9 protein-coding genes are annotated in these 18,128 nt (G+C 45.7%); 6 read left to right on the top strand and 3 right to left on the bottom strand.

The window, feature by feature from the left end; all coding sequences use genetic code 11:
• The first annotated feature begins 6 nt into the window (after positions 1–6).
• Both rlmD and relA read left to right on the top strand, forming a co-directional pair.
• Complete coding sequence (gene rlmD / locus L2717_RS08505) at positions 7–1,359, top strand: 23S rRNA (uracil(1939)-C(5))-methyltransferase RlmD (RefSeq protein ID WP_220773490.1); 1,353 nt, start codon at positions 7–9, stop codon at positions 1,357–1,359.
• 149 nt (positions 1,360–1,508) lie between these two features.
• Positions 1,509–3,722, top strand: a complete 2,214-nt coding sequence (gene relA / locus L2717_RS08500; RefSeq protein ID WP_220773491.1) for a GTP diphosphokinase — start codon at positions 1,509–1,511, stop codon at positions 3,720–3,722.
• 392 nt (positions 3,723–4,114) lie between these two features.
• On the opposite strand, the gene L2717_RS08495 is transcribed toward relA, so the two are convergent.
• Entirely contained in the window at positions 4,115–8,884 is a 4,770-nt protein-coding gene (locus tag L2717_RS08495) for a DUF3320 domain-containing protein (RefSeq protein ID WP_220773492.1), read from the bottom strand.
• A 686-nt stretch (positions 8,885–9,570) separates the two neighbouring features.
• On the opposite strand from L2717_RS08495, the gene L2717_RS08490 reads away from it, so the two are divergent.
• The gene (locus L2717_RS08490) at positions 9,571–10,545 is read left to right on the top strand and encodes a DUF1852 domain-containing protein (RefSeq protein WP_220773493.1); all 975 of its coding nucleotides are present in this window, start codon (positions 9,571–9,573) and stop codon (positions 10,543–10,545) included.
• 119 nt (positions 10,546–10,664) lie between these two features.
• Positions 10,665–11,726, top strand: a complete 1,062-nt coding sequence (locus tag L2717_RS08485; RefSeq protein ID WP_220773494.1) for a methionine synthase — start codon at positions 10,665–10,667, stop codon at positions 11,724–11,726.
• A gap of 182 nt (positions 11,727–11,908) precedes the next feature.
• On the opposite strand, the gene L2717_RS08480 is transcribed toward L2717_RS08485, so the two are convergent.
• Positions 11,909–13,615 carry an amidase gene (locus L2717_RS08480; protein ID WP_220773497.1) on the bottom strand — a complete coding sequence of 569 codons (1,707 nt, stop codon included), beginning with the start codon at positions 13,613–13,615 and terminating at the stop codon, positions 11,909–11,911.
• Between the two features lie 74 nt (positions 13,616–13,689).
• Complete coding sequence (gene aguA / locus L2717_RS08475; RefSeq protein ID WP_220773495.1) at positions 13,690–14,802, bottom strand: agmatine deiminase; 1,113 nt, start codon at positions 14,800–14,802, stop codon at positions 13,690–13,692.
• A 477-nt stretch (positions 14,803–15,279) separates the two neighbouring features.
• On the opposite strand from aguA, the gene mazG reads away from it, so the two are divergent.
• Positions 15,280–16,176, top strand: a complete 897-nt coding sequence (mazG, locus tag L2717_RS08470) for a nucleoside triphosphate pyrophosphohydrolase (RefSeq protein WP_220773496.1) — start codon at positions 15,280–15,282, stop codon at positions 16,174–16,176.
• Between the two features lie 116 nt (positions 16,177–16,292).
• Entirely contained in the window at positions 16,293–17,930 is a 1,638-nt protein-coding gene (pyrG, locus tag L2717_RS08465; RefSeq protein WP_107883454.1) for a CTP synthase, read from the top strand.
• Positions 17,931–18,128: the final 198 nt, after the last annotated feature.

The raw sequence follows: 18,128 nt of genomic DNA, 5'->3' as shown, positions 1-18,128 counted from the left end.
ACCGAAATGGCGCAATTTTTTAAAGCAAAACCCAATAGTTCCAAACAGTTGTCAGCTAAGTTGTCGTTGAGCGTAAATCAGCTTGATCACTTAGGGGCTGGTATCGCACAACATCAGGGTAAAGTCGTGTTTATCCCTGGCGCATTACCTAATGAAGTGGTGACTGTTCAGTTTACTGAGCAAAAGAAAAATTATGCCCGCGCTAAGCTTATCAACATAGATACAGCCAGCGCTGAGCGAGTAACGCCCGAGTGCCCACACTATCACACCTGTGGTGGTTGTGACTTGCAACATATGTCATTAGCGGGTCAACGCGAGCATAAAGAAGCCGCGCTGTTGGATATTATGGCTAAGTTTGCCGGTGCCGAAGGTGGCGCTTTATCGCCTGCATTAACGGGTGAGGGCTGGCATTATCGTCGCCGCGCCCGACTTGCAACCTTATTTGATAAAAATACCAAGCACTTAAGTTTAGGTTTCCGTGCTGCTAGCAGTAGCAATGTGGTGCCTATTAGCCAGTGTCCAGTGTTAGCTAAACCGTTATCCGATTTAATTGTGCCGTTTGCTAAGTTGCTGAATCAATTATCAGCTAAAGCGAGCTTAGGCCATCTTGAATTGATTGCTGCCGATAATGGTCATTTCGCCGTGCTACGCGTGACTAAGATTTTAAACGATAAAGATATCGCTAAGCTGTCAGCTTTTGCTGAGTTACATCAAATTCATATTTGTCTGCAGGACAATGAAGGCCAGTTTCAAGGTATTGGCGCTGAGTTAGTGTTACCGGTTTATCAGTTGTTAGATGAAAATGCACCGTCCAATGCGGTGAGTTTAAGCTTTACGCCCGGTAACTTCGTGCAAGTGAACGGACAAATAAACAAGGCTATGGTCGCTCAGGCGATGGATTGGCTAGCCCCCACCACGGGTGAGCGCATTTTAGATTTATTTTGCGGCATGGGAAATTTCAGTTTGCCCTTAGCAAAAATGGGCAGCGATGTGATTGGCGTCGAAGGGGTTGCTGAAATGGTGACGCGGGCTCGCGTCAACGCAAAAGCCAATAATCTTGATAACTTAACCTTTTATCACGGTGATTTAAGTGCGGATTTATCCCTTGAGCCTTGGATGGGGAAAATCGATAAATTACTGCTCGATCCCGCCCGTGCGGGTGCTTTTGAAAGCTTGCAATGGCTGAAAAAAATGAAACCGCGAAAAGTGGTGTATGTTTCTTGCAACCCAGCAAGTTTAGCCCGCGACAGTGCCGTATTGTTAGATCATGGTTATAAACTACAACAGTTGGGGCTTATTGATATGTTCCCGCAAACACATCATATTGAAGCGATGGCACTGTTTGAGTTAACCAAGTAAATTGAATTATTTAGGTAAGTAATTCGTTGGAAAAATATAAAAACGAAATATTTACTCCAGTTAGGTTTGACAAGTTCACGCCAATGCTGAAGATAGAAGAGCTTAAGTGGTGCCCACTTTCTCTGAGCACAGATAAGGAAATAAAGTAGATGGTCTCTGTTCGCGAAGCGCATTTTAATGATCCTGACTTTCAATTAGAAGATTGGGTGGCTCGCTATGTTGGTCATGCCGATGAAGCGCAGATGCTGCTCTCCTTAATTGGGCAGATTGATGCCTTGCCCGCTCAAAGCCCCGCAGCGAAGAGAGAACTACTCGAACGTGCCCGCGAGATGGTCGAAATCCTTGCGCCGATGAATATGGATATCGAAACCTTACAGGCAGCGATTCTATTTGTGGTGTTAGATGCAGGCTTATTGACCGAAGAAGCGATTCAAGAGAAATTTGGTGAGCCGTTGGCTCGTCTGGTCGCGAGTGTCGTGACCATGAATGCCATTGGCGCGCTGAAAATTAATCCAAATAGTCGCTCAACCGAACCGCAAATCGACAATATCCGCCGCATGTTACTGGCAATGGTCGAAGATGTGCGCGCTGTGGTGATTAAACTGGCTGAGCGTGTGTGTTTGCTACGCGCAGTAAAAAATGCCGACGAAGAAACAAGAGTATTGCTGGCCCGCGAAATTGCCGACATTTATGCGCCACTGGCCAATCGTTTAGGTATTGGTCAATTAAAGTGGGAACTGGAAGATATATCGTTTCGTTATTTGCATCCAGACACCTATAAAGATATCGCTAAGCAGTTAGATGGCAAACGACTCGATCGTGAAATATTTATCGACAAGTTTGTTAGCCAGCTACAACAACGCCTTGATGAAGATCAAATTCGCGCTAAGGTCTATGGTCGGCCAAAACATATCTACAGTATCTGGCGAAAAATGAAGGGCAAGCACCTTAAATTTGACGAGCTGTTTGACGTGCGCGCGGTGCGTATTGTGACTGAACGCTTACAGGATTGTTATGGCGCATTAGGTGTTGTACATACCCTTTGGCATCATATTCCGCGCGAATTTGATGACTATGTGGCTAACCCTAAGCCTAACGGTTACCAATCAATTCACACCGTAGTGGTGGGGCCTGAGGGTAAAACCGTTGAAATTCAAATCCGCACCCAAGACATGCATGAAGATGCAGAGCTGGGCGTTGCGGCGCATTGGAAATACAAAGAAGGCCATCATTCTGGTAAACAAAGTGGCTACGAAGAGAAAATTAACTGGCTGCGTAAAATTTTGCAATGGCAAGAAGACGTGGTCGAAAGTGGCAACTTGGTTGAAGAAATTCGCAGCCAAGTGTTTGAAGACCGAGTTTATGTGTTCACCCCAAGTGGTGAGGTCGTTGACTTACCTCTGGGCTCAACCGTGCTCGATTTTGCTTACTATATCCATTCTCAAGTTGGGCATAAGTGTATTGGCGCAAAGGTCGATGGCCGTATTGTGCCGTTCACCTATCAGGTTGAAACGGGCGAGCGTATCGAGATCATTACCTCGAAACAGCCTAACCCTAAGCGTGACTGGCTCAATCCCAATTTAGGTTATATCCGTACTTCGCGAGCGCGTTCGAAAATCCAGCATTGGTTTAAGCAGCAAGACAGAGATAAAAATATTATCGCTGGTAAAGAAATGCTGGAAACTGAGTTAGCTCGGGTTTGCCTTAAAATTAAAGACGCCGCCATTGCCGTTGAGCGCTTTAATATGGCGAGTATGGAAGACTTACTGGCGGCCATTGGCGGCGGTGATGTGCGTCTACATCAAGTGGTTAACCATATTCAAAGCCGATTGCGACTTGATGAAGTATCGGAAGAAGATGCCGTCGAAGAGCTTGTAAAGAAAAGTCAAAATAAACCTATTTCAAACAGCCGCGGCCAAGGCCAAGTAGAGGTCAATGGTGTCGGTAATTTACTTAACCATATTGCCCGTTGCTGCCAGCCCGTTCCCGGTGATGAAATTTTTGGTTTTATCACCAAGGGGCGTGGTATTTCGGTGCATCGCGCTGATTGCGAACAAGTTAAAGAGTTAATGCGAGTTCACCCTGAGCGCGGTGTTGAAGTGGTTTGGGGCGAAAATTACTCTGGTGGCTACCGCATGCGTTTGCGGGTATTGGCCCACGATCGCAGCGGATTATTACGTGACCTAACCTCAGTGCTAGCTGCTGAGAAATCCAATGTATTGGCTATGAGCTCGTCATCGGACACTAAAAACCAGACAGCGGCGATAGAGTTAGAATTAGAGCTCTATAACCTCGATGGTTTATCGCGGGTGTTATCTAAACTGACACAAGTCGATAGCGTGATAGAGGCAAGACGGCTTTAAGTATTATTCACTACAGTAAAAAAGCGGCAGGGCGAATTTCACCTGCCGCTTTTTTATTTTATGGGGAATTGTGCGGCATGGCCGTACGTCATTTCAGCTATTGAGAGCTTAGCTTGTTCTTATACCATGGATACAGGGGCGCCATGGCATCCACTCACCGACACGGTGAATAGAAACCTACGGTTTCAGAACTTATGAACGAGAGCTATGGATGGCGAACTGGCAGTTAAACAGAGATGTTGTTCAAGTCCATCCTTGGATACTCGACCGCCCCGTCCGTGGGGCGATCATCTCGTTAATTTCTTGATTGGCAGCCTATTCCCATTCGATGTCTTGCAATAAAAAGTGTTACGGGTGTTCCCACTTTTCTCTAATTGATATTTTATCTTTTTTCAGGGCAACGAAGGCTTGGCTATTGATATTTTCAACCGCTCATTGTCACAAAACAGCACATTTTTATCACACTGAATCTGTGCCAACTTGCTCATTCGCTCAGCTGCCTGAGCTGTTGCCCGTTGAAAGCCTAATAGGCCCAGAGCTGCAGAAGCAGCATCCGTCACGCTAATGGCATGGGCGTCTTGTACTGTCAGCAATAAGGCGTTGGTGAGCTCGGCATCACAGACGTTTTCCAGCTTACGGGTCGCGGTGTCGACGCTGTTCCAGTTTCTTAACTTGACTGTACTGCGGCCATGCGGCCATAACACTTCATCGCTATCTAGCTGGATTAATCCTTTGGCAACAGCGCCTGTAATGGCCTGGTCTACAGTGCGTTTAATTTTGGCGCCAACCCGTGTCAAGCCAGCAGCATTAGCTAAACGAGTAGCAACTAGGCTGGCGAATATTGGGTATTCGGTTTCAACAATACGCTCCACTGCATACACCAACATACTTAAAGGAATGGCGCTGAAATCATCGACATGCGGAATATTGAGCTTAGACACATCAGCTTTTTTATAGGGCGTAGTGCAGGCTTCAAATTCTGGTTGTTCTTCTTCAACCCGCATTATTGGCGTTGCAATGGTCTCTGGCGCAGCAACTTTGTGTTTCACTTGTCTGGTACTAGTGGCTTGTGCTGCCATTGTTACCATCAGTTCGTCATGTTGGGTTATGGCTTTGTCTATGAGTACTTTCAGGCGATGTAATTCTGCCTCTGGATCTCGAAACCAGTCAGTGGACCAAATGCGTTTAAAGCTCCAGCCAAGGCCTTCCAGTACACTTTGCCGCAACCTTTCGCGGTCGCGTGCCGAAGTTGCTCCATAATAGCCAGCGCCGTCATATTCCAGCGCCAATACAAATTTACTGGGGTCTTCAGGATGCTTGATGGCTAAGTCGATGTAGTAACCTTGACTGCCGACTCGGGTGGCTACCTGATACCCTAAACGTTGAATTGCCTGATGCAGTAGGGCGCCAAAAGCAAAGTTTTGTTCCTGCTGTTTTTCATAGGCTTTGTTCAATTGGCCTGATTCGGCAAACTGCAAAAAGATTTGCAGTGAACGCACACCAAAAGGGCTGTCTGCGCCAACTTTCAGTTCATCACCTTTGAAGTTGGCAAACACTTCCATTGCCAATCGCGCACGTGAAATCAGTACGTTTAACCGCCGTTCGCCGCCTGGTTTGTTCAGAAGGCCAAAATTCTGGCTCAGCTGGCCTGTGCTGGTTTTGCCGTAACAAATGCTGATCAAAATAACGTCGCGTTCGTCACCCTGCACGTTCTCCAGGTTCTTTACAAAAAACTCATCACCACCTGCATGTTGCGCAAAGAATTCGTCAGTTTCTGGCTGTAAGCGTCGCTCTTTTTCCAGCTCAAGCAAGATAGCATCTCGCTGCGAAAGGCTAAACGCAACCACGCCTAACGATAGGTGAGATTTAGTTAAAGCGTGATTCAGTACTGCTGCAACAACAGCTTTTACTTCGCCAGTATTAGTGCGAGAGCTGCCTTTGTCGTAATGCGTTTCAGGTAAATAATGAAACTTCAGCCCTGTTGCATCGGGGTGAAAGCCTGGGCTTGGAAAGGCCACTAACTTGTTTTTATAAAACTGGTCGTTGGACACTGCGATCAGTGAATCGTGGCGAGAGCGGTAGTGCCAGCGCAGCATTTTGCTTGCCGCACCACGGGCTTCCATTAATGCCAGAATACTTTCCATTTCTGCGGTGGCGCTGCTTTCCAGTTCCTCCTCTTCCAGTTCAACGGCTTTACCAAACAGGTTGCTTGGTGGCATTTGCTTACTGTCACCTACCACAATTACTTGCTGCCCGCGCAGCATTGCGCCTAAGGCATCGGGTGCTGGAATTTGACTCGCTTCGTCAAAAATCACCAGGTCAAAATCTAACGCACCTTGTTTTAGGTAGGTGGCGATGGACATAGGGCTCATCATAAAAATAGGTTTTACTTGCTGGATCACGTTACCTGCTTCAGCCAGCAATTTCCTAATAGGAATATGACGTTTTTTCTTACCTAGCTCACGCAGTACTAATTCCATTTCACCTTTAGCTGTTTTCTTCGGCAAGCGCTCGTACAGACTATTTACTAAAAACTCTTGGGCGAAAAATAAACTGTTACCATCAATACGTTTAAAGTCGCGTAGGCTTTGTTCATGTTTATTGCGGTCAAATTGCCGTATTGCTTCTGAGCTGTCATAGGCATTGTTAACCAGACCAGAATAATAGCTAAGTTCGAATACCGTCATTAGCAAGTCTGAGGCTGCATGCCATGAGTACGCCAGTTTAGTGAAGTCCTTAATGTTATAAGGCTCAAACGCCTTAATAATCTGGTTGTAGCGCGCAAAATCGTAAAATAAGGCTGAGTTTTTCCAGCCATCTAACAAAGTATTGAGCTGCGCAAATTGCATTGCTGCTAAATCATGGTTTGGATTGCTGTCGGGGATTTGTATCAGCTCTTGCAGCGTTTGTGCTTGCACTGCAATAGCGTTACAAAGTGCAGTCAGTGAGTTTTTCTGGTCACGCAGCAGCTTTTTATCAACACCTTTATCAATCAGTTCAGCCAATGACTGCGACAATTCAACACGGTTTACCTTTGCATAAAAGGTGTTTATCCAGCTGTGAATTTGCGTTAATTCATTGTGCTCCGAAAATTCGCCTTGCCACTGCGGGCCAAAAGCTTCAGATAACAGGGGGTGGTAGCTAGTTAGCTCTTTTTTCGTGCTTTGGTAAGTTAAAGCAGTATCTAATGCAGTAAGCCAGTCGGTAGACGAAGTGGGCAGAGCGCCAAGCCAAAGCCCTGCTAGCTGTGCTTTGGCTTGGCGATAGCTGGACGACAGGAAGCGCCACCATTTATCTGTTTTGCAAATCAAGCCTTGGCGAATACTCAGCAAATCGGCATCCAGCGCCTGCGTGATAAAGTGCTGTTCGCAGCTGGCTTTGAGTGATAAGAAATTGGCCAGACAAGACAGGCCGTTATCGATCCGCTTTTTTTCTAAAGCCCATATGGGGATATTTACTTTAATGCTTTTAAGATCCGGTACTTCGGATAGCCAGCTCGTTGTTGAAATCAGCGGTGCGACTTGTTGCAAGCTTTGTGGTTTATCAAGCTGCAGAAAAACACTGACGGTTTGAGTTTGCGTATCAAGTTGGCTAAGCAACTGGCATATTTCTGCCAAGGTAGAGGTTAATGCCTGCTGCAATGCAGGTGAAAAGTCAGTGCGACCAGACCTCGCAAATGGATGCGCTGCAGGTATGCCAATGCGTGCTAGGTGCTGTACTAATTCCGTAACCAGTTTCCTCGCATTACTGTATTCCTCAGCTGTCCATTGTTCGAAGTAGCTAAAGGGGAGGGCTGGTAAGGAGTTGTCGGGATCCTTTGTTTTCAATTGCAGCAATGAGCCCAACGCTTCAATGTAATTGATACCGCTACGCAGAATAGGGGCTCGGATGGCATGCACATAAGCATCCAGCGAGGCTTTTGATTCCGCTAAATCTGAAAACTCTTGCTCCCGGTTTGCTGTTTGTGGCCGACCTTGCTCAAGTGACTCAGCAATAGAACCAAGCACAGATTTCTTGGTACTTTTGTGACTATGTAGTTCGAGTACGGCGTAGCCCATATGAGTTTCATCAAGGCGTTTTTTCACCACCTCAAGTGCTGCCATTTTTTGTGCAACAAACAGCACCTTTTTACCCAGCGCAACCGCTTCGGCAATAATGTTGGTGATAGTTTGGGATTTACCTGTACCTGGCGGCCCTTGAATGATCAGGTCCGCGCCAGATTTCATCGCCAAGATTGCTTCAATCTGGCTGGAATCGGCGTCTTTTACCAAGTGGAGTTTTTCTGGATGATTCAGATCTGCTGGATTGATCTCTGCATCGTGGGGAAAGCCATCACGAAATAAGCGGCCAATCAAAGATAACTGTGATGGTTTTTTTCCTTCCGGCCAGCCTGTAGGGTCCAAGTCCATGTACATTTGAAACTTGCCAAAAGAGAACAGCCCTAAACCAATTTTATCTTGATGCACCCGCCATGAAGGTTGCGCTGTAATCGCATCAGCTACCGCCTGATAATAATCTGTGATGACCATCTCATCAGAATAGGCGGGAAGCATTAACTTAAACTCAGTCCTTAGTTTTGCTGCTAAGGTCAGGTTTGAACCCAGATCTTCGCCTGTGTAGCGTAATTTGAAGCTATCTCTGGCTGATGAGCGCATTAGTTGAACAGGGATCAGAATTAAAGGCGCATATCTTGAAACCGATGAGTTTGTTGGCTCATTCCACTGTAAAAAACCAAGTGCTAAATACAGAACCTCGACACCTTGCTCTTGCAGCATGGTATGGGCTTCGGTTTCCAGTTTCAGCAGGGCTTTATCCAGCTTGGCGGGCACTAATCCGGTTTGTAGGTATTTGTCGGTGAAGCGGGCCGCTCCCTTTTTCTGTTCGAGGTATAAATCAAGAGGTGGCAATTCCGAATCATCGTCGGTCTGAAAGAATGATCCTTCATCTTCGCTGTCGGCAATTTTTTGTTGATAAGCTTCTGGCAATGGTAAAAAGCTGAGTGTGTTTTCTTGCTCAACCAGCATTTCAAATATCTTGGCAGATTGCTCATCAATAATGTCGAGGGCTTTACTACCACTGCGGTAATTCAGCTGAGGGTTGGATCGAAGACCCATATCAAGTAATTCCAGACGCGCACGTTCCAGTTGCTGCTCAACAACCATAAAAATCCATCTCCGAGATATGCTGAACAGCAATAGTTTTCACTAGGTTTTTGCTGGTGGCGTTGGTTAAAAATCTACCATATCAATGGTTGTTTCTAAAAGCAATCTTGCGGATTATTAGAATGATAAGAACAAGTCGTGCAGGAAGTGAGTGGCTGGATATTAGTGTTAGGGGCCGTTAATAAATTTAACGATATTAGCTAAAGTTGATGGTGCTATTCGCATGAGATTACTGCTCATCTAATGACTCATCAAGAAAAATGTGTCCCAGCATTTCTGGGTATACTCTTTTGCCAGCAAATTGCCTAATCGGCCAGCCTTCTTGGAGCTATTAAGCTCTAAGGAATGATTTAAGCAGTAACGCCATGCTAATTGATCATGAATATGGCTCATGTTCTAGGTGAAATAAAACCGTTTTTGTTCATGTGCCGAACCACGTATAAATGACTCCAAGCGAAATATTAGACAAGCTTGAAGTTGCACCCTAGCTAAGCCATTAGGACTTAAGTCATCGGTGCTTAAGTTAAAAGCAAATAGCCCCAAAAGACTGTGAGACAACTGAGTGAGAATCTCAGGACAGAACCTCAGACAGAACATGAATAATGTCTATCAGAATCAGGTCTAGAAGCTAAAAGCGCAGGGTATAAACTCAGATTTGAAATCAGACAATTGGATACTGGATCACTATGAATAACCATTTTACATTTACGATTAACAGCATTTGTCTTGATGAAAATTATTATCCGTCAGATAAGACGCGTATCACCACCAATTTTGCTAATTTGGCCAGAGGTAGTCATCGCCAAGCGAATTTACGTAATGCGTTAAAGATGATTGATAATAGTTTTAATGCCTTAGCGCATTGGGATAACCCCAAGGCTGATCGTTATACTGTCGAACTCGAAATCATCTCCGTTCATATGGATGTTGATGGTAGTGGCCAAACTTTCCCATCGATTGAAATTTTAAAAACTAATATTGTTGATAGTAAAACCAATAAGCGCATTGAAGGCATTGTCGGCAATAACTTTTCTTCTTATGTCCGTGATTATGACTTTAGTGTCTTGCTGGCAGAGCATAACAAGGGCCAAGCCAAATTTAGTATCCCAGATAATTTTGGTGAACTGCACGGCAAGCTTTTTCAGTATTTTGTTAATTCAGATGCTTATAAACAGAACTTTAATAAGCCACCGGTTATCTGTCTCAGTGTGTCGGACAACAAAACCTACCATAGAACTGAAAATCAGCATCCCGTATTAGGGGTTGAATACCAACCCAATGAGTCTTCTTTAACTGAGCAATATTTCCAAAAAATGGGCTTGCAGGTACGCTATTTTATGCCACCCAATAGCGTGGCGCCGTTAGCCTTCTATTTTTTTGGTGATTTACTCAATGATTACACTCACCTTGAATTGATAAGCACCATCAGCACTATGGGCACCTTTCAAAAAATCTATCGTCCTGAGATTTATAATGCCAATGCTGTTGCCGGAAAATGCTACCAACCTAATTTGAAAAACCTAGATCATTCACTCACTCAAATTGTTTATGACCGAGCAGAACGTAGCCAGTTAGCGAATGAGCAAGGTAAATTTGCTGCGGAGCACTTTATCAAACCCTACCAAACGGTACTTGAGCAATGGTCAGCTAATCATTTGTAATCGCTCAGCTTAATCGCATCGTTTAACTGCTCTGTTTACGGCGCTATTTAATCGCTTGATTAGATTGTTATATTCAATCATTACGTTAAAAGCTAATCCCAATTTACGGTATCAATATTATGACTAAATCAGTTAACAAAACACTTAGCAAAACACTGTTACCGACTTCAACTGCTGGCAGTTTGCCTAAACCTTTATGGCTTGCAGAGCCTCAAACACTTTGGTCGCCTTGGAAATTACAAGGTGAAGAGTTAGTTGTCGGTAAACACGATGCACTGCGTTTGTCATTACAAGATCAACAGCACGCAGGTATTGATATTGTTAGTGATGGCGAGCAAACGCGGCAACATTTTGTTACTACCTTTATTGAGCATCTCAATGGCGTTGATTTTTCCAAACGTAAAACCGTAAAAATTCGTGACCGCTATGATGCGAGCGTACCCACGGTTGTTGGCCCAGTGAGTCGCCAAAAGTCTGTTTTTGTTGAAGATGCCAAATTTTTACGTCAGCAAACCACGCAACCAATTAAATGGGCGCTACCTGGTCCCATGACCATGATAGATACGCTTTATGATGACCATTATAAAAGTCGCGAAAAGCTCGCGTGGGAATTTGCCAAAATTCTGAATGAGGAAGCCAAAGAATTAGAAGCGGCGGGTGTTGATATTATTCAATTTGATGAACCTGCTTTTAATGTGTTTTTTGATGAGGTCAATGATTGGGGCATAGCGTGTTTAGAGAGAGCGATTGAAGGGCTTAAATGCGAAACCGCGGTACACATTTGTTATGGTTATGGCATCAAAGCCAATACCGATTGGAAAAAAACCTTAGGCTCAGAATGGCGCCAATATGAAGAGGCTTTTCCTAAACTGCAAAAGTCGAATATCGATATTATCTCGCTAGAATGTCATAACTCCCATGTGCCAATGGAGCTACTTGAGCTCATTCGCGGTAAAAAAGTCATGGTTGGCGCGATTGATGTCGCAAGCAATACCATAGAAACGCCAGAAGAAGTTGCAGACACGCTGCGAAAAGCCCTTAAATTTGTTGATGCCGACAAACTCTATCCTTGTACCAACTGCGGCATGACGCCTTTATCCCATCACGTCGCAAGAGGTAAACTCAATGCCTTAAGTGCAGGCGCTGAGATAGTCAGAAAAGAACTCTTGGCACTAAAATAAGACGCGTTAAGTGCTGCTGTATGTTTTACCGCAGCATGTTTTATAGCAGTATGAGTCCAGCTTTGTTGAAGGGATATTGACGTTGGTGTTAAAAAAACGGGATTGGTATCTTGATACCAATCCCGTTGTTCATTTCTAAACTCTTACATTTAGTGCTTAGGCTTAGTACTTTGCCTCAGCGCTTATTCACCAAGTTTTGGCGTACGCGCGGGGATCATGCGTTTACTACCAGTTGCTTCAAATGCAGCTGCAAACTTAAGCAGGTTGTTGTCATCATAGGCTCGGCCTGCGAAGGTTAAACCCACTGGCATGCCAATATCAGCCATCACGCCCATAGGCACTGTCACCGTTGGTACACCTAAATGACGAATCGCTAGGTTGCCGTTAGCGACCCAAATACCGTTGCTCCACGCAATATCAGCAGAAGCAGGATTAATGTGTGCATCTGCAGGGCCAATATCTGCCATGGTTGGAAACAGCACAGCATCGAGTTTGAGTGTATCCATCCAGTCTTCGAGATCTAGCTTGCGGGTTTTCTCTAAGCCGCGTAGACCATCGGGTATGCTGTCAATCTGGTCATAGGACTTAAGGCCTCGTTTGGCCATGTTGACGTACTCATCCATACCAGCGGCGAGATCGCCCTCACGGTTTGGTAGCGTGCCTAAGTCGTGCGGAAAAATTAAATGCCCCACCACATCTTCAAGCTTGTTGAGTTTAGGGTCATTATTGGCACGCAAGAATTCATCAAACGCCCAGCCCGAGAGTTCCCACAGCTCATCATTGAGGAACTCAGGCGTGACGATACCGCGATTAAACACGGTTGGCGTACCTGGTCGGTCACCTTCGCAATTTGATACCAGCGGAAAATCAACTTCAATGACTTCCGCGCCCGCAGCTTCTAGCGCTTGGCGCGCCGCTTCCCAGAGATCGATTACTGATGATCGAGTATTGATGCGCTGACCTGTCGGGCCGCCAATACCAGAGTTTTCGCTGGTGCCCGCCAATTCATCCTTATTGATGTACATGCGCGGCACACCGAAACGCTTACCTTTAAGCGTGTCGGTTTGAGCGGCAAGCTCCAGATAAGATGCTGGACGGACGCTTGATGCTTTAGGAATTTCGACCCAAGGCTGTAGACGCCAGAGGTCGCCACGGGTGATAGGGTCATCCGCCACGATAACGTCAAGCACTTCGAGCATGTCTGCCATAGTACGAGTGTAAGGCACGACCACATCCATGGTCGGTGTTAACGGCCAGTTGCCGCGCACAGAAATCACCCCACGTGACGGGGTATAGGCGCACAGCCCATTGTTTGATGCCGGCCCACGCCCGCTCGACCATGTTTCTTCGGCAAGGCCGAAAGCTGAATAACTGGCAGCGGTACCTGTTCCTGCACCGTTAGAAGATCCCGAGGCAAAAGGTGCAGTAAGATACTCAGCATTGTATGGGCTTTCAGCGCGGCCGTAATGACCGCGCTGCATACCGCCATTGGCCATTGGTGGCATGTTGGTTTTACCTAAACAGATAGCGCCCGCAGCGCGTAGGCGCTCGACGGCAAAGGCATCGTATTGGGCAACTAAATTCTTAAACGCAGGGCTGCCAGAGGCCGCAGTCAGCCCCTTAACCAGATAGCTATCCTTGGCGGTGTAAGGAATGCCATCAAGTGGGCTAAGTGGTTCACCACGCGCTCGGCGTGCATCGGAAGCTTCTGCTTCTTTTAACGCATCGGGATTACGCACCACCAGCGCATTGAGCTTAGTCTGTGTCGCAGGGCCATCATAAGCCTCAACCCGCGCAAGATACGATTGCACCAATTCAACCGCTGTAGTGCGGCCCGATTCAAGTGCCGCCCGCAGCTCGGCAATAGAAACTTCTGTTACTTCAAACATTTTACTGCCTCCCGCTGAAAACCAATGGTGTTGCAACAACAGTGACATTAATTGTCATTCTGTGCTCCTTGAGATTACTTTCCAGAGGGGATCTGCTGGGTAATACAATGGATGTTGCCGCCACCTAATAAAATCTCGCGGGCAGGCACACCGACAATCTCATACTCAGGAAAAATTTCTTGCAGTTTTTGGGCGGCGATACCGTCGGTTGCAGGATCCAGTAGCGGGAAAACGATACGATTATTGGTGATTAAAAAGTTCACATAAGAACCCGCTAAGCGCTCACCCGCTGTGCGTGGTACGCCAGTGCCTTCTGTTACGCCTTGTGATTCCTCTTCTGTGCAATACAGCGGGCCCGGTTGTGGCAATAGATGGGTTTTTAACTTACGACCCTGTGCATCCACGGTGTTTTGCAGCACATCGAGTGCAGCTTTTGAGCGAGGATACTGGGGATCTGTTTCATCATCTGTCCAGTGTAAAACCACTTCGCCAGGGCGAGCAAAACAGCACATATTGTCAATATGCCCGTCGGTTTCATCCATGTACACGCCTTCTTGCAACCAGATAAACTGCTTAACATTTAAATAATCACGCAGTAATGCTTCAATCTGTTCTTTGGTTAGATCTGGGTTTCGGTTGGCGTTGAGTAAGCACTCGGCACTTGTCATACAGGTGCCTTCACCATCGACATGAATGGATCCCCCTTCAAGGATCAACGGCGCGTTGTAACGGGCAAAACTATGCTGCTTAAGCATCTGCTCTGCGACTTGCTCATCCTTGTCCCATGGCGAGTACAAACCACCGTTATCACCACCCCAAGCATTAAAGCCCCAGTCAACACCACGGCATTCGCCCGTGGCATTCACCACTATGGTCGGTCCGGTATCGCGAGCCCAGCAATCGTTGCTATTCATTTCGACTAAAGTGACGTGGGCAGGCATAACCGTTTTTGCCTCTGCCAAAAACGCCTTGGGCACACCCATATAAACAGGTGTCGCCGCGCCGATGGCATCGGCGACCTTAGCAAAGGTTGCCTGAGCATAAGCCCCTGCAGCGCGCCAGTTGTCGGGGCGATATGGCCAAATCATCCACACCGCTTGCTGCGCTGCCCATTCAGCGGGCATGTGGAAACCATCTTGATATGGCTTAGTTGCTAACTGCGTGGCATTCACTGTCACGTTTGTCATGAGTTTTGTCTCCAGTAATGCTGAAAAACTATCAGGGCGCGTCCTACCTAGGACGACAGAATAGAAATACACCTAACATCAATCAAATGAATAAATTGAATAACCGCATTCATTATGTAAAGAGTTAGGTCGACATTGCCACGTATGCACTTGGTGAGTTGTAGCTTCGTTGACATATTGCTGTATATCTTATCATTTAAGACGGCTTGCGCTAAAGACTTGTATGCAGGACATAGATGAGAATTTATAGGGCAAGTTTATTGCTTATTTAGATGAGTGCCATCACGAGATGGGGTAAATACTCTTTAGTTAAAATAAGTCACTCAGAGCTGATCTTTGAATCAAAATAGCGCTTTTATGTTACCTAACTTATCATTACCCTTTTATTTTAGTGTTCAGCTAAAGCTGCTGAGGCGTATTCTGGTTGTTTTTCTCAGTATGAGCACGTTTTAGTATTTATCTTTAAAGGATATCAGCATGACTTCCCATACTGCCCCATCAACCTCATTTTCGACTACCGAACCTTTTACTACCAAGCTTTCAACAACGGATGTTGAACCGCTGCTTAAGATTATGGAGACATTGCGCGACCCACAAACAGGTTGTCCGTGGGATAAGGCGCAAACCTTTCAAACGATAGTGCCTTTTACCTTAGAGGAAGCCTATGAGGTCGCTGACACCATAGAGCGTTTAGCGTGGGATGAGTTACCCGATGAGCTAGGGGATTTGTTATTTCAAATCGTATTCTATTGTCAGCTAGGTAAAGAGCAAGGCAAATTTGATTTTGCCACTGTGATAGAGAAAATCAGCGACAAGCTCACTCGCCGTCATCCCCATGTATTTGATGATAAAAATTTACAAATTGGCGATAGTGCCCAAGCGATGAAAGCCAATTGGGAGGCGATTAAAGCGACTGAGCGTGAACAAAAGGCGCAGCAAGTGGCGGGTGAAACCCAAGCTGATATTGTGGTTTCAGCGTTAGATAATATTCCTCGTACCCAACCTGCGCTGTCGCGCTCAATCAAAATTCAGCAGAGGGTGGCGCGAGTCGGATTTGATTGGGCCGAGCTTGAGCCTGTGGTCGCTAAAATCCACGAAGAAATCGATGAAGTGTTGCATGAAGTCAATCAACCCGAGCAAGACCAAGCAAAAGTGCAGTCCGAAATGGGCGACTTATTATTTGCAGTGGTGAATTTAGCTCGTCATCTTAAGGTCGACCCAGAGCAAGCATTACGTCAAGCCAACCTTAAATTTGAACGCCGTTTTCGTGGTGTTGAACAGTTGGCGAGTGACAGCGGTAAAAGCATGCAAGAGCATACATTAATGGAGCTAGATACCTATTGGGACCAAGTAAAAGCAACCGAGCCAAGATAAACGGCAAATTATCCCGATTGGTGTTTGTCGAATCGCCTCGTCTTTGGTATACTACTGCCCCGTCCTAGTGCTTTCTTACAAGCACGTATTTTCAAACTCATTTTCTCAGGTTCAGCATGACTACAAGGTATATCTTCGTTACTGGTGGCGTGGTTTCATCACTAGGTAAAGGCATTGCAGCAGCGTCATTAGCGGCAATTTTAGAGGCCCGCGGTCTCAATGTAACCATCATGAAACTGGACCCTTACATTAACGTTGATCCGGGTACCATGAGCCCAACCCAACATGGCGAAGTATTTGTTACTGAAGACGGTGCAGAAACAGATCTCGACTTGGGTCACTACGAGCGTTTCATCCGTACTAAGATGAATCGTCGTAACAACTTCACTACCGGTCGTATTTACGAAGAAGTATTGCGTAAAGAACGTCGTGGCGATTATTTGGGCGCAACCATTCAGGTTATCCCACACATCACTAATGCGATTAAAGAAAAAGTATTAGCAGGTGGCGAAGGCCATGATGTAGCTATCGTTGAAATCGGTGGCACTGTGGGTGATATCGAATCCTTGCCATTCCTTGAGGCTATTCGTCAGCTCGGTGTTGAGTTGGGTCGCGATCGTACTCTGTTCATGCATTTAACCTTAGTGCCTTTCTTAGGTGCTGCTGGCGAAGTGAAAACTAAGCCAACGCAACATTCTGTGAAAGAACTGCGTTCAATCGGTATTGCCCCAGACGTGTTAGTTTGTCGTGGCGACCGAGCGGTACCTGCTAATGAAAAAGCCAAGATTTCGCTATTCTGTAACGTTGAAGAACGTGCGGTTATTTCATTAAAAGATGTTGATAGTATTTATAAAATCCCAGCCTTGTTACGTTCACAAGGTTTAGATGATTTAGTGGTTAAGCGTTTCGGTTTAGAATGCCGTGAAGCCGACTTGTCTGAGTGGGAAAATGTGATTTATCAAGAAGCTAATCCAAACGGCGAAGTCGTAATTGGTATGGTGGGTAAATACATTGAACTGCCAGATGCCTATAAGTCAGTCAACGAAGCATTAAAACATGCGGGCCTTAAAAACCGTGTGTCTGTGACGATTAAGTACATTGATTCACAAACCGTAGAAGCCAAAGGCGATGAAGTTTTACAAGGCTTAGACGGTATCTTAGTACCAGGCGGTTTCGGTGAGCGTGGTGTTGAAGGTAAGATACTTGCGGCAAAATTTGCCCGTGAAAACAAGTTACCTTATTTTGGTATTTGTTTAGGTATGCAAGTGGCTCTAATTGAATTTGCGCGTAATGTTGCTGGCATGGCCGATGCACATTCAACTGAATTTAATAAAGAAACACCATTCCCTGTGGTCGGTTTGATTACTGAATGGATTGACGAAGAAGGTAACCTAGAACAACGTCATGAGACGTCTGACTTAGGTGGTACTATGCGTTTAGGCGCTCAGTTGTGTCATTTACTTGATGGTTCTAAAGCCGCGCAAGCCTATAAAAGCAATAGCTGTGTAGAACGTCATCGTCACCGTTATGAAGTGAACAACAAATATAGAGAACGTTTAGAGCAAGCTGGCATGATTTTCAGTGGCTTGTCTTCTGATCGTAAACTGGTGGAAATGATCGAATTAAAAGATCATCCATGGTTTGTTGCGGGTCAATTCCACCCTGAGTTCACCTCAACTCCGCGCGATGGTCATCCATTGTTCGAAGGGTTTATTGCTGCGGCAAGTGTGCATCAAAAACGTGATTTAAAATAAGAATATTTGAGGCCGGACCCGCGACAGTGGGGCCGGCCTTTTGCTACACTCATCTGCTCGTTAACGATAAAACTTAATACCTCTGGGTATAACTCTGTGTATCAACGTCATCAGTATTGAAAGTAAGTTACAAATAGTATGTTGATGATTCAGTGCTATGTGGGAGATTTATTCCTATAGGTATTAATTTTTCTTTTA

Source organism: Shewanella glacialipiscicola, from assembly GCF_023283485.1.
In the GTDB taxonomy this organism is placed as follows: Bacteria; Pseudomonadota; Gammaproteobacteria; order Enterobacterales; family Shewanellaceae; genus Shewanella; species Shewanella glacialipiscicola.
Note: the sequence above shows the minus strand (reverse complement) of the source record. Positions and strands in the feature narration are given on the sequence as shown.

Coding starts and splice junctions, on each gene's coding strand:
- aguA (WP_220773495.1), bottom strand. CDS start 14,802: ATGACAAACGTGACAGTGAATGCCACGCAGTTAGCAACTAAGCCATAT.
- L2717_RS08495 (WP_220773492.1), bottom strand. CDS start 8,884: ATGGTTGTTGAGCAGCAACTGGAACGTGCGCGTCTGGAATTACTTGAT.
- relA (WP_220773491.1), top strand. CDS start 1,509: ATGGTCTCTGTTCGCGAAGCGCATTTTAATGATCCTGACTTTCAATTA.
- rlmD (WP_220773490.1), top strand. CDS start 7: ATGGCGCAATTTTTTAAAGCAAAACCCAATAGTTCCAAACAGTTGTCA.
- L2717_RS08480 (WP_220773497.1), bottom strand. CDS start 13,615: ATGTTTGAAGTAACAGAAGTTTCTATTGCCGAGCTGCGGGCGGCACTT.
- L2717_RS08490 (WP_220773493.1), top strand. CDS start 9,571: ATGAATAACCATTTTACATTTACGATTAACAGCATTTGTCTTGATGAA.
- pyrG (WP_107883454.1), top strand. CDS start 16,293: ATGACTACAAGGTATATCTTCGTTACTGGTGGCGTGGTTTCATCACTA.
- L2717_RS08485 (WP_220773494.1), top strand. CDS start 10,665: ATGACTAAATCAGTTAACAAAACACTTAGCAAAACACTGTTACCGACT.
- mazG (WP_220773496.1), top strand. CDS start 15,280: ATGACTTCCCATACTGCCCCATCAACCTCATTTTCGACTACCGAACCT.